The sequence below is a fragment of the Mycolicibacterium cosmeticum genome (assembly GCF_000613185.1).
Taxonomy (GTDB): Bacteria; Actinomycetota; Actinomycetes; order Mycobacteriales; family Mycobacteriaceae; genus Mycobacterium; species Mycobacterium cosmeticum.
Genome location: NZ_CCBB010000003.1, coordinates 1,002,223 through 1,026,597, shown reverse-complemented (window position 1 = coordinate 1,026,597; position 24,375 = coordinate 1,002,223). Strand labels below are relative to the sequence as shown.

Here is a 24,375-nt window from a genome sequence, read left to right as displayed (position 1 = left end):
GACTTGACAATTTTGGGGTGCCGACTCGCCACCCCCGGAATTGGACACATACACTTCGCCCGATAGATTGTTTAAGACGTTTCTTAGAGATACCTGCCATCAGGAGGCGCAGTGCCCAGTCACGCCAGCTCGAAGATCTCCAAGGTGCTCGTAGCCAACCGCGGTGAGATCGCTGTCCGTGTGATCCGTGCCGCCAAGGACGCCGGGCTCGCCAGCGTGGCCGTCTATGCCGAGCCGGACGCCGATGCCCCGCACGTGCGGCTCGCCGACGAGGCGTTCGCGCTCGGCGGCCAGACCTCTGCCGAGTCCTATCTGGTGTTCGAGAAGCTGCTCGACGCCGCCGAGAAGTCCGGCGCCAACGCGATCCACCCCGGTTACGGGTTCCTCAGCGAGAACGCCGACTTCGCCCAGGCGGTGCTCGACGCGGGGCTGATCTGGATCGGCCCCAGCCCGCAGTCCATCCGCGACCTCGGCGACAAGGTCACCGCCCGCCACATCGCGGCGCGCGCCCAGGCTCCGCTGGTGCCGGGCACCCCGGATCCGGTCAAGAACGCCGACGAGGTCGTCGCGTTCGCCAAGGAGTACGGCGTGCCGGTGGCCATCAAGGCGGCCTTCGGTGGAGGTGGGCGCGGCATGAAGGTCGCCCGCACCATCGAGGAAATCCCCGAGCTGTTCGAGTCGGCCACCCGTGAGGCCATCGCCGCCTTCGGCCGCGGCGAGTGCTTCGTCGAGCGCTACCTGGACAAGCCGCGCCACGTCGAGGCGCAGGTCATCGCCGACACCCACGGCAACGTCGTCGTCGCCGGTACCCGCGACTGCTCGCTGCAGCGCCGCTTCCAGAAGCTCGTCGAGGAAGCGCCGGCACCCTTCCTGACCGATGCGCAGCGCAAGGAGATCCACGAGTCGGCCAAGCGCATCTGCAAGGAGGCCGGCTACTACGGTGCCGGCACCGTCGAGTACCTGGTCGGCCAGGACGGCCTGATTTCCTTCCTCGAAGTCAACACCCGCCTGCAGGTGGAACACCCGGTCACCGAGGAGACCTCCGGCATCGACCTGGTGCTGCAGCAGTTCAAGATCGCCAACGGCGAGGCGCTGGACATCACCGAGGATCCGACGCCGCGCGGCCACGCGTTCGAGTTCCGCATCAACGGCGAGGACGCCGGCCGCGGCTTCCTGCCCGCCCCCGGCCCCGTCACCAAGTTCGAGCCCCCGACCGGCCCCGGTGTCCGGATGGACTCCGGCGTCGAGAGCGGCTCGGTGATCGGTGGCCAGTTCGACTCGATGCTGGCCAAGCTGATCGTCACCGGCGCCACCCGGGAAGAGGCCCTGGCCCGGTCGCGCCGCGCCCTGGCCGAGTTCAACGTGGAGGGCCTGGCGACCGTCATCCCGTTCCACCGCGCCGTGACGGCCGACCCGGCGTTCATCGGGGACGGCGAGAAGTTCGACGTGCACACCCGCTGGATCGAGACGGAGTGGAACAACACCGTCGAACCGTTCACCGGTGGCGAGCCGCTGGACGAAGAGGACAACCTGCCGCGCCAGAAGGTGGTCGTCGAGGTCGGCGGCCGTCGCCTGGAGGTCTCGCTGCCCGGTGACCTGGCCCTCGGCGGTGGCGGCGGTTCCGCGGCCGGTGCCGGGGTCATTCGCAAGAAGCCCAAGCCGCGCAAGCGTGGTGCCTCCGGCGCCGCCGCCGCGTCCGGCGACTCGGTCACCGCGCCGATGCAGGGCACCGTGGTGAAGGTGGCCGTCGAAGAGGGCCAGACCGTCGCCGCCGGTGACCTGGTCGTGGTGTTGGAGGCCATGAAGATGGAGAACCCGGTCACCGCGCACAAGGACGGCGTCATCACCGGGCTGTCCGTCGAGGCCGGTGCCGCCATCACCCAGGGCACCGTGATCGCCGAGATCAAGTAACTTTTCACGTCGAGTGGCCACTTATGGCACGGATTCTCGCGAATCCTGTGCAATAGGTGGCCATTCGGCATTCTGGGAGGGCTGATGGAACCCGTAGAGATCAACAACGGCCAGTGGTACCTGCGCGGGTTGCGGTGCGACGACCGCATCGACGACCGGCCCGCGCTGGCCGACCTGGGTGAGACCGATCTGGACTACGTGCACGACGCCGAGGACGGCTGGGCCGACGACACCCGCTACACCTGGGCGGTCTGCGAGCCCACCACCGGTGAACTGCTGGCCGAGGTCGTCCTCGACCCCGTCACCGGATTCCTGAGCAGCCGCGGCCGCCCCGGCTTCGAGGACGCCGCCGCGATCTCCGAGGACACCGTGCGGCGGTACGCGCAGGCGGTGCTCGGCCTGGAGGTGCACACGTGAGCAAGGTCGTCACCGTCACCGGCGCCGCCGGCCAGATCGGCTATGCCGCCCTGTTCCGGATCGGGGCCGGGGCGTTGCTCGGCCGGGACGTGCCGATCACGCTGCGCCTGCTGGAACTGCCCGCGGCGATCAAGGCCGCCGAGGGCGTGGTGATGGAACTGGTGGACAGCGCGTTCGACCTGCTGGTCGACATCGAGATCCACGACGACCCGGTCCGCGCCTTCGACGGCGTCGACGTGGCGCTGCTGGTGGGCGCCAAGCCGCGCAGCAAGGGCATGGAGCGCGCCGACCTGCTGGCCGCCAACGCCGCGATCTTCGCCGACGCCGGCAAGGCCCTGAACGTCGGTGCCGGCAGCGACGTGCGGGTGGTCGTGGTGGGTAACCCGGCCAACACCAACGCCCTGGTGGCCTCGGCACACGCCCCGGACATCCCGGCCGACCGGTTCACCGCGCTGACCCGGCTGGACCACAACCGGGCGGTCGCCGCGCTGGCCGCCCATGCCGGCGTGCACGTCGGTGACGTGTCCAGGGTGACGGTGTGGGGCAATCATTCGCCGACGATGTACCCGGACATCTTCCACGCCCAGGTGGGCGGCCGGCCCGGCGCCGACTTCGCGGCCGATACCGAGTGGCTGGCAACGGATTTCATCCCGACGGTGGCCAAGCGCGGCACCGCGATCATCGAGGCCCGCGGCACCTCCTCGGCGGCGTCGGCCGCGAACGCCGCCATCGACCACGTCCGCGACTGGGTGGACGGCACCGACCCCGCCGACTGGACGTCGGTGGCGCTGCCCTCCCCCGGTGTGTACGGCATCCCCGAGACGGTGGTGGCCTCGCTTCCGGTGCGTGCGGTCGACGGCGCCTGGCAGATCGTCGAGGGGCTGGACGTCAACGAGTTCTCCCGGGCCCGGATCGACGCCTCGGTCGCCGAACTGCTCGACGAGCGGGCCGCCGTCGAACGGCTCGGGTTGCTCTAGCGCTCATCCGTATCACGCTCTTCGCGCAAGCGCTCATCGACATCAAGCCCGGTGGCCAGGTCCCCACACTCGACCTCGACCACGTCGGTGCGCCCCCGCAGGAAGGGTGCCGCGCCGGTGTCGCCGTGCAGCGCGGCCAGCAGCGCCGGCCAGAACCGCCGGGCGATCGCCACCGGATGCCCGGGCCTGCCGTCGTACACCGCGCGGGCCAGCCCGGTCGCCGACGCCGCCGTCGTCAGCACTCGCCGCACCGCGTCGGCGCCGACGTCCGGGGTGTCCACCAGGCTGATGACGGCCAGCTCGGCGTCGATCGCCGCGATCCCCGCCCGCAGCGACGCCGACAATCCCTGCGCCCAGTCCTCGGCCGGCACCGCGCGGGCCGGTGCGGGCACGTCCACCTGCGCCGCGCCGAGCACCACCACGATGTCGTCACAGCCGCCGCCGTGCAGCGCCGCGACCGCGGCGCGCAGCCAACTCCCTTGGTCGGCCAACACTTTGGGCATCCCGTAGCGCGTTCCCGCGCCCGCGGCCAGCACCACCCCGGCGGCTTTATGCCCACTCGACATGCGAACAGTGTGAACGTGAACGATTCTTGAACGATGACGGCCCCGCCTGAGTCGCTCAAACCGGCGCAGACCAAACGCACGCACCCGGTCGACGAGGTGCTGCCGATCGGCAAGCTGGCCACCTACGGCTTCCAGCACGTGGTGGCGTTCTACGCCGGCGCGGTATTGGTACCCATCATCATCGCCGGTGCGATCAACCTGCCCCCCGAAGACCTGGTCAAGCTGATCACCGCCGACCTGTTCACCTGCGGCATCGCCTCGATCATCCAGGCCGTCGGGTTCTGGAAGATCGGGGTCCGGCTGCCGCTGCTGCAAGGGGTCACCTTCGCCGGCGTGTCCCCCATCATCGCCATCGGACTGGCCCACGGCGGCGGCGCACCCAGCCTGCTCTACGTCTACGGCGCGGTGATCGTCGCCGGGGTGTTCACCTTCCTCATCGCGCCGGTCTTCATCAAACTGCTGAAGTTCTTCCCGCCGGTGGTCACCGGCACGCTGATCACCATCATCGGGCTGTGTCTGGTGCCGGTGGGCGCACTGGACGCCGTGACCAACCCGCACACCCACGAAACCGAACCCACCAACATCCGGTGGTTCCTGTACGCGCTGGGCACCATCGCCATCATCGTCGCGATCCAGCGGCTGTTCCGCGGTTTCATGGCCACCATCGCCGTGCTGCTCGGCCTGGTCATCGGATGCGCGGTGGCGTTCGCGTTGGGCGACATGAACTTCGACAAGGTCGGTCAGGCCGCCGCCGTGGGCTTCACTCCCCCGTTCCTGTTCGGCCTGCCCAAATTCGACTTCGTCGCCTGCCTGACCATGATCATCGTGCTGCTCATCACGGCGGTGGAGTCGACGGGCTCGACCATCGCGACCGGTGAGATCGTCGGCAAGCGGATCAAGGCCGCCGATATCGGCAACGTGCTGCGCGCCGACGGGTTGGCCACCGCCATCGGCGGCATCTTCAACTCGTTCCCGTACACGGCGTTCTCGGAGAACGTCGGGCTGGTCCGGCTGACCGGCGTCAAGAGCCGCTGGGTGGTGGCCGCCGCCGGGGCGATCATGATCCTGCTCGGCTTCCTGCCCAAGGTCGCCGCGGTGGTGGCCTCGATTCCCAACCCGGTGCTGGGCGGCGCAGCGCTGACCCTGTTCGCGACGGTGGCCGTGGTCGGCATCCAGACGTTGGGCAAGGTCGACTTCACCGATCACCGCAATCTGATCATCGTCACCACCAGCCTGGCGCTGGCGCTGTGGGTGACCTCCTATCCCGATATCGCCAAGGCCATGCCCACCGGGCTCAACCTCATCTTCGGCAGCGGTATCAGCATCGGTGCGGTGGCCGCCATCGTGCTCAATATCGTGTTCTTCCATACCGGTTCGCGGGGCCCGCGGGTCGCCGGCGGCGGGTCGATCACCCTGGCCGAGGTGAACGCGATGACCGCCGAACGCTTCACCGAGGTGTTCGGCCATGTGGTGCAGGACGTGCCGTGGGCCGTCGAGCGCGCCTACGCCCAACGACCGTTCGCCGACACCAGGGCGCTGCGCGAGGCGTTCCAGGACGCGGTGCTGACCGGCTCGTCCGAGCAACAACTGGTGCTGCTCAACGCCTTCAACGATCTGGGCGCCGAGGACGAGACCGGGCACGCCCTGGCCGTCGACCACGTGGCGCTGTCCAACCTGGACGAGTCCGACCACAATGACGTGGTGGAATTGGCCACCGCGTACCGCGAGCACTTCGGTTTCCCGTTGATCATCTGCGCCAGGGAGACCGAGCATTTCGACCGGGTACTGCGCAACGGCTGGTCCCGGATGGACAACTCCGACTCCGCGGAGAAGGCGTTCGCGTTGATCGAGGTGGCCAAGATCGCCAATTACCGGTTCACCGACCTGGTGGCCGATGCCAATCCGATCGCCGCCGCCCGGTTCAGCCGTTTCAACGAACTGTCGTGAAAGCGATCGGCCTGCACGGCTTCAACGCGCTCACCGACCGGCAACGCATGCACGCCCTGTTCGAGGTGTGCAGCTCGACCATCTGGGCCCGCCGGGTGCTCGCCGGCGCGCCGTTCCCCGACACGCAGGCGCTGCTCGACCGGGCCGACCGGGTGCTCGCCGAACTGCCCGACACCGAGATCGACGCGGCCCTGGACGGGCACCCGCGCATCGGCGGCAAGGTGGACAACGCGGCCTCGGCCCGCGAGCAGGCCGGCGTGACCTCGGCCGACGACGAGGTGAAAGTGGCCCTGGCCGAAGGCAACCGGGCCTACGAGGACAAGTTCGGTTATGTCTACCTGGTGTGCGCCAGCGGACGGCAGGCACAGGAGTTGCTCGACATCCTGACCGAGCGGCTGGACAACGATCCCGACACCGAACGCCGGGTGATGCGCAGCGAGCTGGCCAAGATCAACCGGCTGCGACTGGAGCGCCTCTTGAGCGATCCGGCATGACCGCGCCAGGATCGTGGGCATGACACACCTGAGCACCCATGTCCTGGACGCCGTGAGCGGTAGGCCCGCGGCCGGGATCACCGTCACGCTGACCGACCGCGGGGGTGCCGTGCTCGCGTCGGCGGCCACGGACGACGACGGCCGCGTCGCAGCCCTGGCCGACGGCCTGGCGCCCGGGGTGTACCGGTTGACCTTCGACACCGGCTCCTACTTCACGACCACACCGACGTTCTACCCGGAGGTCACCATCACCTTCGAAGTGACCGGCGGATCCGGGAAATACCATGTCCCGCTGCTACTTTCACCGTTCGCGTACTCCACCTACCGAGGAAGTTGACCATGTCGCAGATCATCCTGGGCAAGAACCAGTACGGCAAGGCCGAGAACCGGGTGGTGCGGATCTACCGGGACACGCCGCGCCACGAGATCCGCGATATGAACGTATCCACCTGCCTGCGTGGCGATTTCGCCGCGGCGCACCTGGCCGGCGATCAGTCCGACGTGCTGCCCACCGACACACAGAAGCAGACCGCCTACGCCTACGCCAAGGAGAAGGGCGTCGGCTCCATCGAGGACTACGGCCTGGCCCTGGCCCGGCATTTCGTGCACGACGTCGCCCCGGTACAGGCCGCCCGCATCGAGATCGAGGAGTACGCCTGGGAACGTGCGGTGGTCGACGGGGCCGAGCACGACCACACCTGGATCCGCAAGGGACAGGAGGTCCGGACGGCCGCCGTCACCGTCGAGGGCGACGGCGAGTACGTCGTGGGCGGGCTCAAGGATCTGGTCATCCTGAAGTCCACGGGATCGGAGTTCGCGGGCTTTCTCACCGATCCCTACACCGTGCTGGAACCCACCCACGACCGGGTGATGGCCACCTCGCTGGTGGCCCAGTGGCGGTTCACCAGCACCGATGTCGACTGGGAGACGGTGTACGGCCGGGTGAGAGCGGCCCTGGTCGAACAGTTCGCGGTGGTGCAGTCGCTGGCGCTGCAGCAGACCCTCTTCCAGATGGGCCGTGCGGTGCTGGAGGACCACCCGGACATCGCCGAGGTCCGGCTGTCCGCCCCCAACAAGCACCACTTCGTCTACGACCTGTCCCCCTTCGGCCTGGAGAACAACAACGAGGTGTTCCACGCCGACGACCGGCCGTACGGACTGATCCAGGCGACGGTGACCCGTGACGACGCCCCGCCCGCCGGCCCGGCCTGGGATCTGCAGCAGGGCTGGCTGGCCTGAGCTGCGGTGTTTGACCGCCCGGCGCGCCGGGCACCCTGACCGCATGGCCGCACAGGAAGAGGAATACGGCACGCTGCCACCCGACGAGGCAACCGACTCCGACGACGTCCGCAACGCCGACGGCGACGAGGTCGTCGACCCGCCCGAGGACTGGCAGGGCTCGGACAAGTTCGGCATGTCCAGCGAGGAGGCCGCCCAGGGCGAATCCCTGGACGACAAGCTGGCCGCCGAGGTTGCGGACACCAGCCCGGAGCAACCGGCGCGCGACCCCGACGCGCAGGAGAAGCCGGACGTGAAGCTGCCCGAGGACGACACCCCCGAGGACGGGTCGTCGTTCTTCCCGGTGGTGCGGTAGGCGCGAGAGAACGGCACCCGAGAGAGAGGCGAAAGCCATGCCCAAGACCACGAAGAGCGGCAAGGCCCGCCGCGACGAACTGCCGAGCACGCTGCAGAAGTCCGACGCCAAGGCGCAGCGCACCTTCGCCAAGGCGCACGACGCGGCCGCCGAGGAGTACGGCGAGGGCGAACGCGCCCACCGGGTGGCGTATGCGGCGCTCAAACACAGCTACGAGAAGGTGGGCGACCACTGGGAGGCCAAGGACGCGCCCGGCCCGTCCGACGACCGGGCCCGCAGCGGCGGCCCGAATGCGCGCGGCGAGACCGCCGAGGGCGTGGACGCGAATGCGACCAAGAAGCACCTGATGGAGATCGCGCGCCGGCTCGACGTCGCCGGCCGGTCGACGATGTCCAAGGACGAATTGGTCGAGGCCATCAAGAAGGCCAACCGGCGCGAGACCCGCAGCGCCCGGTCCTGAGCCACTGGATCCGCACGGCTACGGCCGGCGGCCAGACGAACCCCGGTGCCACACACCAAAGGCGGTAGCGAGCAACATCATTGGCAGGCACGCGCGCGTCGCGGAGACGACGGTGCGGCGGCCGGTGCGGGGTCCCGAAGCGACAATGTTGACCAACATGCTACGGATTCCGCAGGCGCCATCGTCTTCGGTGAAGGCGGCCGGCCGAATCGATTGTCCGGCCGCGACAGGTGGCGTAGTGTCAGACGAAGGTTGAGTTCACAGCCTGATGCGAGCGTCATTGACGTGGGGGACAATTAGCACGGTCCTGCACCATTGGGACCCTTCGACCGGTCTTGAACTATTTGGCGTGACCACAGTACGAATCCCGTATTACGACTGATGGAGTCACAAAATGCACAACCTCACTCTTCCCCAATCGAGGCGAAATTCCGCCTCGAATATCACCGAATGCGAGATGGCGGCCTACTGCACCAAGTGGCTCGCCCCGTCCAGCGCCGTGCTGTCGGTGTTCGGCGAGATCGACGCCGCCAACTGGCGCGAATTCTCCGACTACGTCTACCTGCACCTGCCGCACGTGCGGGAACTGGTGCTCGACCTCACGGGCGTGGAGTTCTTCGGCACCGCGGCGTTTTCCGCGGTGCACGACGTGAGCACGCGGGCCGCCGACGAGGGAATCGACTGGACGGTGGTGCCCAGCCGCGCGGTCAGCCGCCTGCTCCGGATCTGCGACCCCGATGCGGTGCTGCCGATCGAAGAGTCCGTGGCATCGGCGCTGCTGCGGCTGCAACGCGATCCGTCGGACCTACTTCAGATCGTCGCGAAGGCGCGCTAGGGACTTCGCCAACAGCCGCGACACGTGCATCTGCGACACCCCGATGCGCTCGGCGATCTGGGTCTGCGTCATGTTCTCGAAGAACCGCAGCACCAGCACGGTGCGTTCCCGCTCGGGCAGGGCGTCCAACAGCGGACGGAGCGACTCCCTGTTCTCGACCTGCTCGAGCGCGAGGTCGTCACTGCCCAGCGTGTCGCCGATGGACGGCGCCTCGTCGTCGCCGCCGGTCCCGCTGTCGATCGACAAGGTGTTGTACGAACTGCCGGCGACCAGCGCCTCGACCACTTCCTCACGGTCGATCTCCAGCTCGGCGGCCAGTTCGGTGGCGTTCGGGGCGCGGCCCAGCCGTTGGGACATGTCGGCGGTGACACTGCCGATCCGGACGTGCAGTTCTTTGAGCCGCCGCGGCACCTTGACCGACCAGCCGTTGTCACGGAAGTGCCGGCGGACCTCGCCCATCACGGTGGGAACCGCGAAGGACGCGAAATCCGATCCCGCCGTGTCGTCGAAGCGGTTGACGGCATTCACCAGACCCATCCGCGCGACCTGGACCAGGTCCTCGTGGGATTCACCGCGGCCACCGAAGCGGCGCGCGATGTGGTCGGCCAGGGGGAGACAGCGCTCGACGATGCGTTCACGTTGCCGTGCGAACTGAGTGGAGTCCTCAGGTAGCGCGCGGAGTTCACGGAACATGTCGATGACGTCCGTGTATTCCGAGGTCACTGCAGCAGGCCCACTCGCTTCGCGGTCAACGAGATCCCGACCAGGCGCCCGGCGCCGGCATGCTGACCATCCCCGAAGGTCCGGACGTCGGAGACCAGCGAACGCAGCACGTGCCAGCTGAAGCTGTCCGGCGCGACGATGGCGTCGTCGCCCTGGCAGGTCGTCGACGCGTGGACCTTCACGGCGTCGTCGCCGGGGTCGATCTGGACCACCAGGACGGAGTCCGGCGCGGCCGACCGGATCAACCGGGTACACGCCTCGTCGACGGCCAGGCGCAGGTCGGCGACGGAATCGATGTCGAGATCCTCGAACGTCGCGGCCGCCGCGACCAACGTGCGCAGCACCGCCAGGTTCTCCAGCCGCGCGGCCACCCGAATCTCGACAGACCGGTCGCCGGAGGCCGGCACGCCGTCGTCGCCGTTAATCCCAGTCATCTGACCTCCCGGGGTATCTGCACGGAGGCTACCCCACGTCGTTGCCGTATCAATTGATTGCACTGGGCCACCCGACACGCGTGTGTTCCGAAAGCCCTGCGGGTACTCGGATGACATGTTCAAGATCGAGCCCGGGACGCGTCGCCGCATCCTCGTGGCGGTGGCCATCGCGGTGGGCGCTCTGCTGTTGATCGTTGCCGGCGTGTACGCCGCCGTATTCATCATCCTCGGCCCGATGATGGCCTGACCATGCCATGGCGGTGTCATACCCTGCTGTTGCCAGGGTTCAAACGCAGTTGCGGGATTTGACCTGGGACGGCTGATATGCAAGTGAGTACCCCGCAGCCCCACCCGATGACCAGGCTGCTCACCCAGATGTCCCGGATCGCGGGATCGCGGTGGACGGCGCTGATCGTCGCCGCGGCCGTCGTGGTCCATCTGGTCGTCGGCGCGGTGACCGGCTTCGGCCACGACTGGCAAATCGCCGTCCACACCGCGGCGGCGCTGGTGACGCTGCCGATGTTGTTCATCCTGCAGCACACCACCAACAGGGAGACCCGGGCGATCCTGATCAAGCTGGACGAGTTGATCAGCGCGACCTCCGCGGCCACCGAGGACGTCATGGACATCGAAGAGAACGAGGTCGAGGACCAGGAGAAGGTGCACGAGCGGCTGCACCACACCGGCGGGGACGGGCGCTCAGAAACCTGACGGGGTGCCATTGCCCAGATAGGTCAAGCCGGTACCCGCCAGCGCGGCGCCGTCCAGCAGGTTGCGGGTGTCGACCACCACCGCACCGGGCGCGTTCTCGGCGATCCGCGCCCAATCCAGGTCGCGGAACTCCGGCCATTCGGTGAGTACCACGATGGCATCGGAGCCCTTCGTCGCGAGGTAGGGGTCGGTGACCGCCGTGATCGCGCTGCGGCGCAGCGTCGCGGTGTCGATGACGTCGAGCCGCGGGTCGTGCCCGGCCACCTCGGTGCCCGCCGCGGTCAGCGCCGCACAGATCGTCAGCGCGGGCGAGGCCCGCACGTCGCCGGTGCCGGCCTTGAACGTCAGTCCCAGGGCGGTGACCCGCATCGAGGCCAGCGGTTGGCCGGTATGCCGGGTCAGCGTGGTCAGGATGCGATCGGTCTGCGCGGCGTTGGTGGCCCGCGCGGCGGCGACTTCGGGCAGCTCCACGCCGTGCCGCCGGCCGGTGTGCAACAGCGCCGCAGTGTCCTTGGGCAGGCAGGAGCCGCCCCACCCCGGGCCCGGCTGCAGGAAATGCGGGCCGATCCGGTCATCGGCGCCCATACAGCCCGTCACGTCGCGGACGTCGGCGCCGACCTCGGTGCACAACTGAGCCAAGGCGTTGGTGTAGGACAGCTTCACCGCCAGGAACGCGTTGCTCGCGTACTTGGCCAGCTCGGCGCTCTCCCGGCTCATCCACAGCACCTCTCCCGACTCCGTGCCGTACAGGGCGCTCAGCCGGGTGGCCACCTCACGGTCGGGTGTCCCGATGACGATGCGGTCCGGATGCATCGCGTCAGTGACCGCGTGCCCCTCGCGCAGGAACTCGGGATTGGACACCGCGTGAATTGCGCGGTCGGACAAGAATTCCGCGGCGGCGCGGGTTGTTCCGACCGGTACGGTCGACTTGATCACCACGATGGCCCCGGCGGTCAGCACGCGCTTCAGCTCGGCCAGGCAGGTGTGCACCGCGCCGAGATCCGCGGCGCCCTCGGCACCGCTGGGCGTCGGCACGCACACGAACACCACGTCGCAGCCGGTCAGGGTGCGGTAGTCGGTGCTGAATTCCAGTGTCCCGGCCACCAGTCCCGCGGTCAGCAGCTCGGGCAGGCCCGGCTCGTCCAGTGTGCAGGCGCCGGTGCGCAGACCGTCCACCTTGGCGGTGTCGGTGTCGACGCACACCGTGTGGTGACCTCGCCGGGCCAGGCACACGGCGGTTGCCAGGCCGACATAACCGGCGCCCACCACACCGGCCGTCATGCGCACTCCCGCAACAGGGTTCGGCCGGCGTCGAGCACCCGCTGCACGGTGATCAGCAGCAAACCGGAATGCGGCACCTCGGCGTGCGGATCCCCGCGGTCGCCCGCCCAGAGCACGATGTGCCTGCCCGTTCCCGGTGGTCCCCAGTGCTGCGGCGGGGTGGGGCCGAACAACAGCACCGACGGTGTGCCGGTGGCCGAGGCGATATGCCCGACACCGGTGTCACCGCAGATGACCAGCCGGCTGTCACTGATCAGCGCCACCAGGTCGAGCAGCTCCAGGCCGCCGGCCAGCACCGACTCTGGCGGCAGCCCGGCGTGCCTGGCGATGCCGTCGGCCAGTTCGCGTTCGTCGGCGGAGCCGGTGATCACCACGGTGTGGCCCTCGTCGTGCAATGCGGCGGCGACTTCGGCGAACCGCGGTTCGGGCCACCGCCGGGCCGCCGCGCCGGCACCGGGGTGGACCACCACCACCCCGGACCGGTCCGGGAATCCTTCGGGACGCTCGATACCGAGATCATCGGGGTCGCCGGGCATCCCGGCCCATTCCAACAGGGCGCACCAGCGCTGCACCTCGTGCACATCGGTGCGCCAGGGCGGTCCGGGCAGGTCGGGAAAATCCGGGTGCCGATGGGTGAGGATGGACCGGGGCTGCACCCCGAGCAGGTCGGCGATGCTCTGCGGGCCGCAACCGTGCAGGTTCACCGCCAGATCCGGCCGCCGGCGCCGCGGACGCAACCGACCCAGGCCGGGGGTCGGTTCGATGTCGTCGATCGCGCGGGACAACCTCGCCAACGGGCCCAGGTGTTCCGGGGTGGCCAACACGATCCGGGCCCCCGGGTGCGCCTTGCGCAGCGCGCGTAGCGCCGGGAACCCGGTCAGCAGGTCACCCAACCCGAGGGCGCGCAACACCAGGATCTCGACGGGGTCGGCGGCGGTCACGGCCACGACGGCTCCGTCGACGCACACACCACCAGCTCCCGGACCTCACAGCCGGCGGGCTGGGACAGGGCGAACAGGATGGCCTGGGCGACATGCGCAGGATCGTTGAGCTTGGCGTCCGGCGGCGGCTTGTACTGCTCGTCGCGGCCGTCGAAGAACGCCGTCTGCATGCCGCCCGGGATCAGCATGGTGACCCCGACCTCGCCGGCCAGTTCCGCGGCCAGGGCTCGGCTGAACCCGACGACACCGAACTTCGACGCGCAGTAGGCGGTGGCATCGCTGACCGCCTTGATGCCCAACGTCGATGCGCAGGTGACGATCCGGCCGTGGGTGGATCGCAGGAACGGCAGCGCCGCGCGCACGGCGGCCGCGGTGCCCAACAGGTTGACGTGGATGACCCGCTCCCAGTCCTTGGTCGCGATATCGGCCAGTTTGCCGCAGGCATCCACGCCGGCGGCGGTGAACAGCCCGTCGATCCGGCCGTCCACCTCGTCGGCCATGGCCCGCACCGCGACGTCGACCGCGTCACTGTCGGCGACGTCCACGCACAGGTACGGGTACTTCCCCGTGGGGCTGCTACGGTCCAGGATCAGCGGTGTACCGCCCTGTGCGGCAACCGCTTCGGCGGTCGCGGCGCCGAGCCCCGACGATCCACCCGTGATGATGACGTTCCCGACATGACCAGCCGGCATGTTCTGCTCCTTGCGTTGTCATGACCGCGCGGCGGCGATCAGTTTCGTCGACGAGTAACCGGCGACGGTGGGCAGCAACACCACCTCACCGCCGTGCCGGGCGACCACCTCGGCCTCCGGCAGGCGGGTGTCGGCGTAATCGCCGCCCTTGACCCAGATCTGGGGCCGCAGCCGCTCCAGCACGGCCTCCGGTGAGGTTTCCTCGAACACCACGACGGCGTCCACGCATGCCAGCGCGGAGAGCACCCGGACCCGGTCCACGTCGGCCACCACCGGTCGGCCCGGCCCCTTCAGCGCACGGACCGAGGCATCGGAGTTGACCAGCACCACCAACGCATCACCGAGTTGGCGGGCCTGCCGCAGCAGCCGGACGTGGCCGGTGTGCAGCAGATCGAAACAGCCGCCGGTGGCGACCAGGGTGCGCACCCCACCGGCGCGCAGGCGGTCGCGGACCGAGTCGACATCGCCGGTGATGGCGCCGAAGTCCGGGGCGAGCGAAACGGCGGGGGTGTGATCCGAGGCGGCGCTGGAAACACTGCCGGCCCCGCCGGCGCTGGAAACACTGCCAGCCCCGCCGGCGGTGACAAACCGGCTGGCGGCCGCCACCGCTTCGGTGACCGCGAACCGCACGTCGCCGGTGCGGGCCAGTTCGACGGTCGCGGCCACCGCGAACCGGTCGCCCGCCCCGCACGAATCCTGGTGCGGGGCCGCGGCGTGACCGTCGGGTACCGGGATGTGCACGGGGCCGCTGTCACCGGCGTCGAGGACGGCCCCGCGGGCACCCCGGGTCACGCAGACCGCCCGGGCGTTCCAGCGCCTGCGCAGTGCCGCCGCCGTCGCGGCTCCGGCCTCCTTGTGGTTCGGGGTCACCAGGGCGCTGCCACCGACCGGGTCGGCACCGCGCGGGTGCGGATCCCACACCACCGGAATACGTTGCGCCGCTGCGGAAAGCAGACCGCGCAACTGCGGGTGCGCGGTGACACCGCGCCCGTAGTCGGCGACACACACCGCGGTGGCGCGGTCCAGCACGTCGGCCACCTCGCCGGGCAGGTCGGCACCGGCCGCGGTACCGTCGCCCTTGTCGATCCGCAGCATCGGCTGCCCATGGGCGCGGATCCGAGTCTTGCACACGGTGGCGCCCGCCATGGGCAGCGCCACCACCCGCACCCCGGCCGCCGCCAACAACCCGGTGAGGGTCTGCGCGTCGGCGTCGGCCCCGACTGCGGTGACCAGGACGACCTCGTCGGCGCTGCGCGCGGCGAGCAACGCGGCCAGTCCCGCCCCACCCGGGCGGTGCCAGACGCGCCGGGTATCCACCACCGGCACAGGCGCTTCCGGGCTGAGGCGGTCGGCGGTGCCGTCCACGTCGATGTCGAGCATCGAGTCGCCGACAACCACGATGCGCGCTGCGCGGGGGCTAGCCACGGTGACCGCCCAGCAGCTGCTCGTCGAGTTCGATGCACAGCGCGTGTACCAGGAACAGGTGCATCTCCTGCACGGTGGCCGTGCTGGTGGCCTCCACACACAGGGCGTCATCGCACATGGCGGCCAGCGGATTGGGCGCCGGGCCGGTCAGCGCCCAGGTGGTCATACCCACCTCGTGCGCGGCCTTGACCGCGGCGAGCACGTTGGGGCTGGTGCCGCTCGTCGACAAGGCGACCAGCACGTCACCGGGACGCCCGTGGGCGCGCACTCCCCTGGCGAACATCTCGTCGACGCCGTAGTCGTTGGCGATCGCGGTGAGCGCCGAGGTGTCGGCATGTAAGGAGATGGCCGACAACGGTTGTCGCTCGTCGCGGAACCGGCCGACCAGTTCCGCGGTCAGGTGCTGGGCCTCGGCCGCGCTGCCACCGTTACCGCACGCCAGCAACCGGCCACCGGTGCCCAGGACCGCGGCCAGCTGCCGGCCCCACCGGCCGATGCGGTGTTCCTGACCGGCGATGTGGTCAGCGGCCTGCCGCAGCGCGGACAGATGCGTGGCGATCATCGTCGTCTCGGTCATGTCTGTCTCCTAGTTGTTCGACGGCGCTGAGCACTTCGGCGTCGGTGATACCGTCCAGGCACGGGTGGCCGGGTACGGGGCAGGTGCGGGCCCTGCTGTCACGGCACGGCGCGTGCTGATCGCCGAGCCGGATGACTCTGCGTGCGTAGGGCATCCATTGCGATGCGGGTACCACGGGTGCGAACAGCGAAACCACCGGCGTCCCGACGGCCGCCGCCAGATGCGCCGGCCCGGTGTTGGGTGCGACCACCACCCGCGCGGCGGCGAACACGGCGGCCAGCTCGGCGAAGCTGGTCCGGCCACCGAGGTCGACGGCGACATCGCCTGCGACGAAGGCGGTTTGGCCACGCTCGGCGGCATCACCGGTGACCACCACCCGATGACCGGCCGCCACCAGCGCCGCCACCATGCGTTCGCTGCGCCGGACCGACGGCTGGCGCGCCGGGACGGCCGCGCCGGGATGGAACACGACGAAATCGCCGGGGCCGATGACGCGGCGCAGGTCTGCGCTCAACTCCTGCGGTGTCACCCGCAGCTCCCCGGCGTCATCGGGCGGTAACTCGCAGCCCCCCGCGCGCACCAGTGACAGCGCCCGTTCCGGTTCGGGGATACCGGCCGGCACCTGATGGCGCAGATCGAGCAGCGTGCCGGGATAGTCTTCGCTGATCGCGCCGATCCACGGCACCCCCGCCATCCGGCACAGCAGGGCCAGCGGCAGCGGCGACTGGTGGAACGAGGTGGCGATGTAGACCCGGTCGGGGGCGGCCTCGCCGAGCGCGGCCAGCAGCCGGTCGACGTGGGCGGCGGTCACCGGGGGCGAGTCGAAATCCACCCAGGGCGCCTGCCATTCGACGACCGCGCGCACACCGGGCAACAGCTGCGCGGCCGCGCGGCCGCGCGGTCCCACCAGCAGCGTGACCGGGCCGTGGGTGGCGGCCACCGCCCGCACGGCGGGCCCGGCGATCAACACATCGCCCGCGCTGTCCAGCCTGGCCACCAGTGCCCCGCTCATCGGCAGTCCCTGAGCACCATGTCGACGGCCGCCCGCAACGTGGGCGCCACCCGGGCGCGGCTGCGGGCCGCCGAGATCTCATGCGCCAGTGTGCGTTCCGTCGGGACCAGCACCGCATCGGCATGGGCGGCCAGCGCGGCGTCCACGTCGCCGCCGGTGTCGCCGATCATCACACACCGCGACGGCTGCACCCCCAGCTCGTCCGCGGCGGCCTGCACCATCCCGGGGGACGGCTTGCGGCAGGCACAATTGTCCCCGGCGTCGTGCACACACACCTGCCATGCATCGAACGGTCCGAGCACCTCGTCGACCCGGGCGTTCACCGACGCCAGCTGGTGCGGTGTGATCAGTCCCTTGGCCACGCCTGACTGGTTGGTCACCACCCCCAGCCGCAAGCCGCGGCGGCGCAACAGATCCAGCGCCGCGGCGGCGCCCGGCACCGGACGCACACCGGCGGGGTCGTTGAGGTACGGACCGTCCTCGATGATGGTGTCGTCCCGGTCGAACAGCACCGCCAACGGTGGATTGCGCAGCGCGCCACGGTAATCCCACCATCCTCGCAACCGGTGCGCGACAGCCACCGGTGGGATGGCCACGGTGCTGACGGCCAGCCGGAGCGCCTGGGCCGCCGTGCGCGGACCGGCGGCGAACCGGCGCACACCGAATTCGGTGGTCAGGGCCAGCCAGCCCGCCGCGGCCACGCCGGCCGCGCGCCGACGCCCGAGGGCCAGCGCCACCACTGCGGCCAGGCCCGCGACCGAGGTGGCGATATGGCCGGGTAGCCGGCCGCGTCCCTCCCCGATGGCGCGGCGCCAGCGCCTGCCGTGCTTGCGCCGCATCAGGGCGTCGTCGTGGTTGCCGATCTGCGCGCGCACGGCGCTGCGCCAGCCGGCCGGGGCGACCGGGTGTGTGCAGTGCCGCTGCCCGCGGCCGATCTGCCCGCCCGCCTGGGTGACGCGCAGCGCCAGGTCCGAGTCCTCCCGGTACGCGCGCGGGAACCGCTCGTCGAAGCCGCCGACGGCGACCAACGCCGAACGCCGGTAGGCCATATCGGCGGTGATCCACTGTGCCTGGGCCAGTCGCTGGGTGCGCCGCTCGTCGTCGGTGGCGCGCCGGCCCGGCTCGGCCGGGACGGTGAGCCGGCCTTGCGTCGCGGCCCAGCCGGCCCGCTCGGCCGCCTCGAGGTCGCAGCCCAGCCGCATCAGCCAGTCGTCGTCGGGGATCACGTCGTCGTCCAGGAAGCAGATCCAGCGCACCGACGGGCCGGCACTGCGCCACCCGGTGTTACGCGCGGCGGCGGGCCCACGTCCGCCGCTGCGCAGCACGGTGATCGGCAACCGGTCGGTCACGGCCAGCAGCGGTGGCGCCGCCGCGCGCCGGTCGTCGACCACGAGCACCGCGGCCGGGGCCGGGCCGGGTGCGCGGTCCAGCACCGCGAGCAGCCGGTACAGCGACTCGCGCCCGATGGTGGGGACCACGATGGCGAAGTCGGGGGCGGCCGTCATCGCGGCCTCCGCACCAGGCAGGGTCCGATCGCCAGCACGTCGATGGGGGCGCTGCCGAAGCACTCCAGCGCGTCGCGCGGGCTGTCCACCATCGGCCGGCCCGCGGTGTTGAAGCTGGTGTTGACGACGACCGGCACCCCGGTGGCCTCGGCGAACACCCGAATCGTCCGGTGCAGCAACGGGTGATCGTCGGCTGCCACGGTCTGGATGCGGGCCGTCCCGTCGACGTGGGTGACCGCCGGGATGCGGTCGCGCCACTGCGGGGCCACGTCGTGCACGAACAGCATGTACGGGCTGGGGATCGGGCCGCCGGAGAAGATCTCACCAGCCCGCTCGGCCAACACCATCGGGGCGACCGGCCGGAACTGTTCGCGCCCCTTGACGTTGTTGAGTCGCTCCAGATTGTCGACGTGCCGGGGGTCGGCCAACAGCGAACGCTGGCCCAGCGCCCGCGGGCCGAATTCGGAACGGCCCTGGAACCAACCGATCAGCTGATTGGCGGCCAACGCCGCACCGACCGCGGCGGCCAGATCCCCGGGGCGTTCGTAGGGCACCGCGGCCTCCTCCAGTGCCCGCACGATCTCGTCGTCCGACCATCCGCGGCCGAGCGCGGCCGACCCCATGGGCGTGATCGCCTCCCCCGCCTCGGCGGCCAGGGCCAACGCCGCGCCCAGGGCGGTGCCCGAGTCACCGGCCGCGGGCTGTACCCACACCCGGTCGAATCCGCCTTCGCGGTGCAGCACCGAGTTGGCCACACAGTTGAGCGCCACTCCCCCTGCCAGGCAGAGGGTTTCGTGCTCGGTGCGGGCGCGTAGCCACTGCACCAGCCCCAGCAGCACCTCCTCGACCACCCGCTGCACACTGCACGCCAGGTCCACCCGGTCGTCCCACTCCGACCCGAACGACGACCAATCCGGCCGATGGGTGCGGAACCCGCCGTCGTCGGTCAGATGAACCAACTCCCGGAACCGGTCGGCGAAACGCGGTTGGCCGTAGGAGGCCATCGCCATGACCTTGTATTCGTCGCTGGACCGCTGGAATCCGAGGTGTTCGGTGAGATCCTCGTACAACAGGCCCAGCGAATGCGGCAACTCCTGGGTGGCCAGCACGTCGAGCTTGTCATCGGTGTACACACCGGCCAGCATCGACGTCCGTTCACCGCGGCCGTCCACCACGAGCACCGCGCAGTCCCGGTCGGGGGCGGCCAGTGCGCTGGACGCGGCATGCGCCACGTGATGGCGGACGAAGCGCACCTTGCCCGGATCCAGGCCGGGCAGTGCCGTTTTCAGGAACTGCGGTGCGCGCTGGGCGTACATCGTGCGCAGGTATTCCCAGTCGCGGTCCAGGCCCGCCACATCCGCCGGGACCTGGCTGGAGGATTCCATCAGCCGCGGATCGTAGGAGTAGCCGATCGCGTCCAGGTCGGCCGGCTCCAGGCCGGCCTGTTGCAGGCACCAGCGTGCCGACTGCACCGGCAGCTCCCAGGTGGAGAAGGGCACCGCCTGCTTGCCGTGTTTGCGCCGGCTGAACCGTTCCTCCTCGGCCGCCGCGACGATCCGGCCGTCCACCACCAGGGCGGCGGCGGGATCGTGAAACACCCCGTTGATTCCCAAGATCCGCACGTTTCCCCAATCCTCTTACTCGCTGTCTCGTGCCGCGGCTGCCGTACCCGCGAACCATTCGACCGTCTCGGCCAGTCCCTGCTTGTAGGTCACCTGCGGATACCAGCCCAACAGTTCGGCCGCCGCGCTGATGTCGGGGCAACGCCGTTTCGGGTCGTCCCCCTGGGCCGGCACGAACTCGATCGGCGAGGTGCTGCCCGCCAGGTCCCTGATGATCTCGGCGATCTGCAGCACGGTGAGCTCGTCCGGGTTGCCGATGTTGACCGGGCCCGGACAATCCGAGGCCGCCAGCGCGACGAGCGCGTCCACGGTGTCGTCGACGTAACACAGCGAGCGGGTCTGCTCACCGGATCCGTGCACCGTCAACGGCCGCCCGGACAGCGCCTGGGCGCAGAACGTCGGCACCACCCGCCCGTCGTCGGCACGCATACCGGGGCCGTAGGTGTTGAAGATGCGTGCCACGCCGGTGTCGACCGCATTGGCCCGCCGGTGCGCGAAGGTCAAGGCCTCGGCGAAGCGCTTGGCCTCGTCGTAGACGCTGCGCGGGCCGATGGGATTGACATTGCCCCAATAGGTTTCGCGCTGCGGATGCTGCAGCGGGTCACCGTACACCTCACTGGTGGAGGCCAGCACCAGCCGCGCCCCGAACCGTTCGGCGAGCGCGATGACATTGGCCGTGCCCAGCGCCCCGGTGCGCAGCGTCTGCACCGGCAGCCGCAGGTAGTCCACCGGTGAGGCCGGCGACGCCAGGTGGAAGATGACGTCGACCTCGGGCACCTCGCCCGGGTCGAGCGGGTCGGCGATATCGCGCCGGATGAACCGGTAGCCGGGGCGACCGGCCAGCGCGGTATCGGCCCGCGGTGCACTGGTGGACAGATTGTCCAGGCTCAGCACCTGCATGCCGTCGTCCAGCAGCCGGCGGCACAGGTGGCTGCCCAGGAAGCCACCGCCGCCGGTGACGAGGGCCCGTCTGCGTTCAGTCATGGTTTGCCAATCGTTGCCGTGGGTAGCCGTGCCGGTTATGACTCGTCCAGCAGCGCTCGATGAACGGATGACCTTCGTGATCGCCACCAGGGACCGCGGTGACGAACTCGCGGCCGTGGTTCAGCGGTTGCTGGACACCACCGGGTGCCCGATCGTGGTGGTGGACAACCACTCCCACGACGACTCGGTGGCGCGGATCCGCCGGGTCGCCACCGGCGAACCGCGGGTACAGGTGCTGGCGCTGGGCGATAACCTGGGGGCCGTGGCCCGCAACATCGGCGTCGCGAACAGCCGCACCCCGTACATCGCGTTCTGCGACGACGACTCGTGGTGGGCGCCCGACTCCCCCGGTCGTGGGGTCGAGCTCTTCGACAGCCATGCCGACCTGGCCCTGCTGGCCGCCCGCACCGTGGTGTGGCCGGGCGGCGGCGAGGACCCGATGGTGGCGCATCTGGCCGGCAGCCCGCTGCCGAGCCGGGCGGATCTGCCGGGCCCGGCCGTCCTGGGCTTCATGGCGTGCGCCGCCATGGTGCGCAAGAGCGCCTTCGAGGCGGTGGGCGGATTCAGCCCGATCCTGCATTTCCGCGGTGAGGAGCAGTTGTTGGCAATGGATCTGGCGGCGGCCGGCTGGCAGCTGTGCTACTGCCCGGAGCTGACCGCCTTCCACCAGCCCTCGCCGCTGCGCGAACCGACGGCCGCCCAGCAGGCCAGGGTGTTGCGCAACACCGCGCTCACCTCCTGGCTGCGCAGGCCCCTGCGGCACGGACTGCGCAGTGCGGCAAGCCTGTTCGGGTCCGCGGCGCGCGATACCGCGCACCTGCGGGCGACCGGGCAGGCGGTGCGGTCGCTGCCGTCGGTGCTGCGCGCGCGCCGGCGCCTGCCCGCCGCCGTCGAACGCCACCTCGCGATGCTGGAAGGTGCTCATCCCGACGACACCTTCGTCCGTGACGGGGGGTGGCCGAACCCGACCGGGCAGAGCCGGTCGTAGAGCCGCAGGGTATCGGCGGCGACCCGGTCCCAGGAGTACCGGGCCCGGGCCCGGTCCCGGCCCGCGGCGCCGAGACCACGGCGGGCAAAGTCGTTGCGCAGCAGTCCATTGACCACTTCGGCGAACACGTCCGGCCGTTTCGGCGGCACCAGCCGCCCGGTCACATCGTCGACGACGGTGTCCAGCATCCCGCCCACCGCGGCGGCGACCACCGGCACCCCACACGCCATGGCCTCCAGCGGGACGATGCCGAACGGTTCGTACCACGGCGTGCACGCCACCACATCGGCCGAACGCAGCATCGCGGGCATGTCGGCGCGGGCCACCGCGCCGCACAGCCGCACGCGGTCGGCCACGCCGAGATCCTCGGCGAGGGTCATCAGCCGCCGTGCCTCGGCATCGTCGTTCAGGTGGGCGGCGTCCGGCCCACCGACGATGACGAATTCGGTGTCCGGGATCGCCGGCAGCGCCCGCAGCACCACGTCGAATCCCTTGCGCGGCACGAATCGGCCGACACTGATGATGCGCCGCATGTCCCCGCGCTGCGCCACCGGCCCGTCGGGCGTGAACCGGTCGATGTCCACCCCACACGGCACCACCGAGGTGCGGGCCCTGGACCGGCCCAACCGGATCAGCTCGAACACCTCGTCGGTGCAGGTGGCCGCCACCCACGTGGCGTTGCGTGCGACCAGCGCCTCCAGCTTGAGCCGCTCGAGGGGGCTGGTGTCCTGGCCGCCCTGGTGCCGGCGTTTGACCACCCCGAGCGCGTGAAAGGTCTGCACCGCAGGGATATTCAGCGGTTGCGCGGCCAGCTGCGTGGCGACACCGGACATCCAGAAATGGGCGTGCGCGATATCGGGCCGGTTGGACGACCAGCGCTGGTACAGGAACCGCGCGAACTGCCCCATGTAGGGCAACATCTCGTCCTTGGGAATGGGTTCGGCTGGTCCGGCCGGTACGTGCACCACCGTGTAACCGTCCGGGGTTCGCACGCATTCGTCGATGCCGGCGTCGTCGCGGCGGGTGTACACGGCCACCTCGTGCCCGCGCCGGGCCATCGCCGCCGACAGCGCCGCCACGTGGACGTTCTGTCCGCCGGCGTCCACTCCGCCCAGCGCCGCAAGCGGACTGGCGTGCTCGGACACCATCGCTATCCTCATTGCGCCTTCCTTCTCCAACAAACTGCCTCGACGCCGACGGCAGCGCCCGTCCCCGGGCTCATTTCCGGCAGTGGTCGTCGATGACGTCGTTCCACTCCGCGAGGAACCGGCCGAGCGCGAAATGCTCGACGGCGTAGTCCCTGGCGGCTTTGCCTGCCGCCGCGGCCGCGGCCGGATCCCGCACGTAGCCCTCCACCGCGCGGGCCAGTGCCCGGACGTCGGCGCTCACCACGCCGGCCTGCGCCGGTACCACCAGCGGCGCCATCGTCGAGGCGACCGCCACCACCGGCATACCGAGATACATCGCCTCGATCAGCGACAGCCCCAACGATGTCCAGCGGGCGGTGTGCAGATACACCCGCCGCCGCGCGACGTGCCGCCACAACTGCGGGGCGGCCACGTCACCTTTGCCGCGCACCTTTCCGGTCAGGCCGGCCCTGTCGTGGTTGAGCTCCTCGGTGCCCATGCCCCACGCATCGACGGGAACCGACCTGGACAGCTCGGCCAGCAGATCGGCGCCCACGGTGCGCCACCGGCGCAACGGCTCGTTGATCATCGTGGCCGCGGCGGCCACGTCGCCGGTGTACAGGTGGCCGGGGTCGGCCACACCGTGGTCGATCACGAAGGTGGGCGCGATCCCGTTGTCCCACATCAGCCGGTTGTAATCGGTGACGTGCACGATGGGGATGTCACGGCGGCCCGCGACGGGATGCACGCTGTCCACCGGATGGGGCCGTGGGGCATTGTGCTCGACATAGACGGCCGGGATGTCCACCCCGGGCCGCAGGCCCAGCCACAGGTACGTGGCGGCCAGGTCCTCCGGCCGCTGCAACACCACCAGGTCGATATCGTGCTCACGCAACGAATGGAGCGGGACCTCCTGCGCGCGTGGCCAATTGCGGCCCATGAGGCCACGTGCGTCGTCTTCCTCACCGGCAGTCGCGACCGGAACGAGGTAGCGGTGCGGGCCCGCGACGAACGATTCGGTCCAGGAACCGTGCACGTGCCATACGAGCACTGTGCGCTGGTGGTCCGTCTGCATGGACGCCGAAGTACCCTGGCACTTCTCTCTTAAACGTGCGAAGTGTTTTCGATCTTGACCGCCCGGGTACCCCGCTC

The 24,375-nt window shown here is 70.2% G+C and carries 27 protein-coding genes; 13 read left to right on the top strand and 14 right to left on the bottom strand.

Translation table 11 applies throughout. The annotated features are described in order from the left end of the window. The first annotated feature begins 111 nt into the window (after positions 1 to 111). From BN977_RS24115 to BN977_RS24105, 3 genes are all read left to right on the top strand, one after another. Positions 112 to 1,911, top strand: a complete 1,800-nt coding sequence (locus BN977_RS24115) for an acetyl/propionyl/methylcrotonyl-CoA carboxylase subunit alpha (protein ID WP_036402083.1) — start codon at positions 112 to 114, stop codon at positions 1,909 to 1,911. Between the two features lie 84 nt (positions 1,912 to 1,995). After that, positions 1,996 to 2,328, top strand: a complete 333-nt coding sequence (locus tag BN977_RS24110) for a hypothetical protein (protein ID WP_024454758.1) — start codon at positions 1,996 to 1,998, stop codon at positions 2,326 to 2,328. Next, positions 2,325 to 3,305 carry a malate dehydrogenase gene (locus BN977_RS24105; RefSeq protein WP_036402079.1) on the top strand — a complete coding sequence of 327 codons (981 nt, stop codon included), beginning with the start codon at positions 2,325 to 2,327 and terminating at the stop codon, positions 3,303 to 3,305. The genes BN977_RS24110 and BN977_RS24105 overlap by 4 nt, the downstream gene beginning before the upstream one ends. Here the strand turns inward: BN977_RS24105 and BN977_RS24100 are convergent. After that, on the bottom strand, positions 3,302 to 3,871 hold the full coding sequence (locus BN977_RS24100; RefSeq protein WP_036402076.1) for a nucleotidyltransferase family protein: 570 nt from the start codon (positions 3,869 to 3,871) through the stop codon (positions 3,302 to 3,304). The two genes, BN977_RS24105 and BN977_RS24100, sit on opposite strands and share 4 nt — an antisense overlap. Positions 3,872 to 3,904: 33 nt before the next feature. Here BN977_RS24100 and BN977_RS24095 point away from each other — a divergent pair, with 33 nt between their 5' ends. From BN977_RS24095 to BN977_RS24065, 7 genes are all read left to right on the top strand, one after another. Further along, positions 3,905 to 5,818: a PbuX/PucJ/PucK family nucleobase permease gene (locus tag BN977_RS24095; protein WP_036402073.1), complete on the top strand. Its 1,914-nt coding sequence runs from the start codon at positions 3,905 to 3,907 to the stop codon at positions 5,816 to 5,818. Continuing rightward, positions 5,815 to 6,312 carry a 2-oxo-4-hydroxy-4-carboxy-5-ureidoimidazoline decarboxylase gene (gene uraD / locus BN977_RS24090; RefSeq protein ID WP_024454754.1) on the top strand — a complete coding sequence of 166 codons (498 nt, stop codon included), beginning with the start codon at positions 5,815 to 5,817 and terminating at the stop codon, positions 6,310 to 6,312. The genes BN977_RS24095 and uraD overlap by 4 nt, the downstream gene beginning before the upstream one ends. Positions 6,313 to 6,331: 19 nt before the next feature. After that, entirely contained in the window at positions 6,332 to 6,649 is a 318-nt protein-coding gene (uraH, locus tag BN977_RS24085; protein ID WP_024454753.1) for a hydroxyisourate hydrolase, read from the top strand. Between the two features lie 2 nt (positions 6,650 to 6,651). Beyond that, complete coding sequence (gene pucL, locus BN977_RS24080) at positions 6,652 to 7,551, top strand: factor-independent urate hydroxylase (RefSeq protein ID WP_024454752.1); 900 nt, start codon at positions 6,652 to 6,654, stop codon at positions 7,549 to 7,551. 43 nt (positions 7,552 to 7,594) lie between these two features. After that, entirely contained in the window at positions 7,595 to 7,906 is a 312-nt protein-coding gene (locus tag BN977_RS24075; RefSeq protein WP_036402070.1) for a hypothetical protein, read from the top strand. Positions 7,907 to 7,943: 37 nt separating this feature from the next. After that, positions 7,944 to 8,366, top strand: a complete 423-nt coding sequence (locus BN977_RS24070) for a ChaB family protein (protein ID WP_024454750.1) — start codon at positions 7,944 to 7,946, stop codon at positions 8,364 to 8,366. A 457-nt stretch (positions 8,367 to 8,823) separates the two neighbouring features. Next, positions 8,824 to 9,201: an STAS domain-containing protein gene (locus tag BN977_RS24065; protein WP_046873104.1), complete on the top strand. Its 378-nt coding sequence runs from the start codon at positions 8,824 to 8,826 to the stop codon at positions 9,199 to 9,201. Here BN977_RS24065 and BN977_RS24060 read toward each other — a convergent pair. Together BN977_RS24060 and BN977_RS33150 are read right to left on the bottom strand one after the other, a co-directional pair. Further along, positions 9,172 to 9,894, bottom strand: coding sequence for a SigB/SigF/SigG family RNA polymerase sigma factor (locus BN977_RS24060; RefSeq protein ID WP_234709719.1), 723 nt, complete (start codon positions 9,892 to 9,894; stop codon positions 9,172 to 9,174). The genes BN977_RS24065 and BN977_RS24060 overlap by 30 nt on opposite strands. A gap of 26 nt (positions 9,895 to 9,920) precedes the next feature. Next, the gene (locus BN977_RS33150) at positions 9,921 to 10,358 is read right to left on the bottom strand and encodes an ATP-binding protein (RefSeq protein WP_046873103.1); all 438 of its coding nucleotides are present in this window, start codon (positions 10,356 to 10,358) and stop codon (positions 9,921 to 9,923) included. 115 nt (positions 10,359 to 10,473) lie between these two features. Between BN977_RS33150 and BN977_RS33535 the strand changes: the two genes are divergently transcribed. Together BN977_RS33535 and BN977_RS24050 are read left to right on the top strand one after the other, a co-directional pair. Next, complete coding sequence (locus BN977_RS33535) at positions 10,474 to 10,605, top strand: hypothetical protein (RefSeq protein WP_268817595.1); 132 nt, start codon at positions 10,474 to 10,476, stop codon at positions 10,603 to 10,605. 107 nt (positions 10,606 to 10,712) lie between these two features. Next, positions 10,713 to 11,069, top strand: coding sequence for a low affinity iron permease family protein (locus BN977_RS24050; RefSeq protein ID WP_227456359.1), 357 nt, complete (start codon positions 10,713 to 10,715; stop codon positions 11,067 to 11,069). On the opposite strand, the gene BN977_RS24045 is transcribed toward BN977_RS24050, so the two are convergent. The 9 genes from BN977_RS24045 to BN977_RS24005 are packed head-to-tail and all read right to left on the bottom strand — an operon-like array spanning position 11,058 to position 21,108. Continuing rightward, the gene (locus tag BN977_RS24045) at positions 11,058 to 12,350 is read right to left on the bottom strand and encodes a UDP-glucose dehydrogenase family protein (protein WP_036402065.1); all 1,293 of its coding nucleotides are present in this window, start codon (positions 12,348 to 12,350) and stop codon (positions 11,058 to 11,060) included. The genes BN977_RS24050 and BN977_RS24045 overlap by 12 nt on opposite strands. Next, positions 12,347 to 13,297, bottom strand: a complete 951-nt coding sequence (locus BN977_RS24040) for a glycosyltransferase family 9 protein (protein WP_227456358.1) — start codon at positions 13,295 to 13,297, stop codon at positions 12,347 to 12,349. The genes BN977_RS24045 and BN977_RS24040 overlap by 4 nt, the downstream gene beginning before the upstream one ends. Then, on the bottom strand, positions 13,288 to 13,983 hold the full coding sequence (locus tag BN977_RS24035; protein WP_024454743.1) for an SDR family oxidoreductase: 696 nt from the start codon (positions 13,981 to 13,983) through the stop codon (positions 13,288 to 13,290). The genes BN977_RS24040 and BN977_RS24035 overlap by 10 nt, the downstream gene beginning before the upstream one ends. A gap of 18 nt (positions 13,984 to 14,001) precedes the next feature. Further along, positions 14,002 to 15,408, bottom strand: coding sequence for a PfkB family carbohydrate kinase (locus BN977_RS24030; protein WP_234709661.1), 1,407 nt, complete (start codon positions 15,406 to 15,408; stop codon positions 14,002 to 14,004). Then, positions 15,401 to 15,970 carry a D-sedoheptulose-7-phosphate isomerase gene (locus tag BN977_RS24025; protein WP_024454741.1) on the bottom strand — a complete coding sequence of 190 codons (570 nt, stop codon included), beginning with the start codon at positions 15,968 to 15,970 and terminating at the stop codon, positions 15,401 to 15,403. Before BN977_RS24025 ends, BN977_RS24030 begins: the two co-directional genes overlap by 8 nt. Next, positions 15,930 to 16,997 carry a glycosyltransferase family 9 protein gene (locus BN977_RS24020; protein ID WP_036402063.1) on the bottom strand — a complete coding sequence of 356 codons (1,068 nt, stop codon included), beginning with the start codon at positions 16,995 to 16,997 and terminating at the stop codon, positions 15,930 to 15,932. The genes BN977_RS24025 and BN977_RS24020 overlap by 41 nt, the downstream gene beginning before the upstream one ends. Continuing rightward, complete coding sequence (locus BN977_RS24015) at positions 16,994 to 18,502, bottom strand: HAD-IIIA family hydrolase (RefSeq protein WP_024454739.1); 1,509 nt, start codon at positions 18,500 to 18,502, stop codon at positions 16,994 to 16,996. The genes BN977_RS24020 and BN977_RS24015 overlap by 4 nt, the downstream gene beginning before the upstream one ends. Continuing rightward, positions 18,499 to 20,124, bottom strand: coding sequence for a carbamoyltransferase family protein (locus BN977_RS24010; RefSeq protein WP_024454738.1), 1,626 nt, complete (start codon positions 20,122 to 20,124; stop codon positions 18,499 to 18,501). The genes BN977_RS24015 and BN977_RS24010 overlap by 4 nt, the downstream gene beginning before the upstream one ends. 15 nt (positions 20,125 to 20,139) lie before the next feature. Next, positions 20,140 to 21,108, bottom strand: coding sequence for a UDP-glucuronic acid decarboxylase family protein (locus BN977_RS24005; RefSeq protein WP_024454737.1), 969 nt, complete (start codon positions 21,106 to 21,108; stop codon positions 20,140 to 20,142). Positions 21,109 to 21,145: 37 nt separating this feature from the next. On the opposite strand from BN977_RS24005, the gene BN977_RS24000 reads away from it, so the two are divergent. After that, the gene (locus BN977_RS24000; RefSeq protein WP_084172663.1) at positions 21,146 to 22,096 is read left to right on the top strand and encodes a glycosyltransferase family 2 protein; all 951 of its coding nucleotides are present in this window, start codon (positions 21,146 to 21,148) and stop codon (positions 22,094 to 22,096) included. Here the strand turns inward: BN977_RS24000 and BN977_RS23995 are convergent. Both BN977_RS23995 and BN977_RS23990 read right to left on the bottom strand, forming a co-directional pair. Continuing rightward, the gene (locus BN977_RS23995; RefSeq protein WP_036402061.1) at positions 22,030 to 23,256 is read right to left on the bottom strand and encodes a glycosyltransferase; all 1,227 of its coding nucleotides are present in this window, start codon (positions 23,254 to 23,256) and stop codon (positions 22,030 to 22,032) included. The two genes, BN977_RS24000 and BN977_RS23995, sit on opposite strands and share 67 nt — an antisense overlap. Positions 23,257 to 23,314: 58 nt before the next feature. Further along, on the bottom strand, positions 23,315 to 24,298 hold the full coding sequence (locus BN977_RS23990) for a glycosyltransferase (RefSeq protein WP_036402060.1): 984 nt from the start codon (positions 24,296 to 24,298) through the stop codon (positions 23,315 to 23,317). Between the last annotated feature and the right edge of the window lie 77 nt (positions 24,299 to 24,375).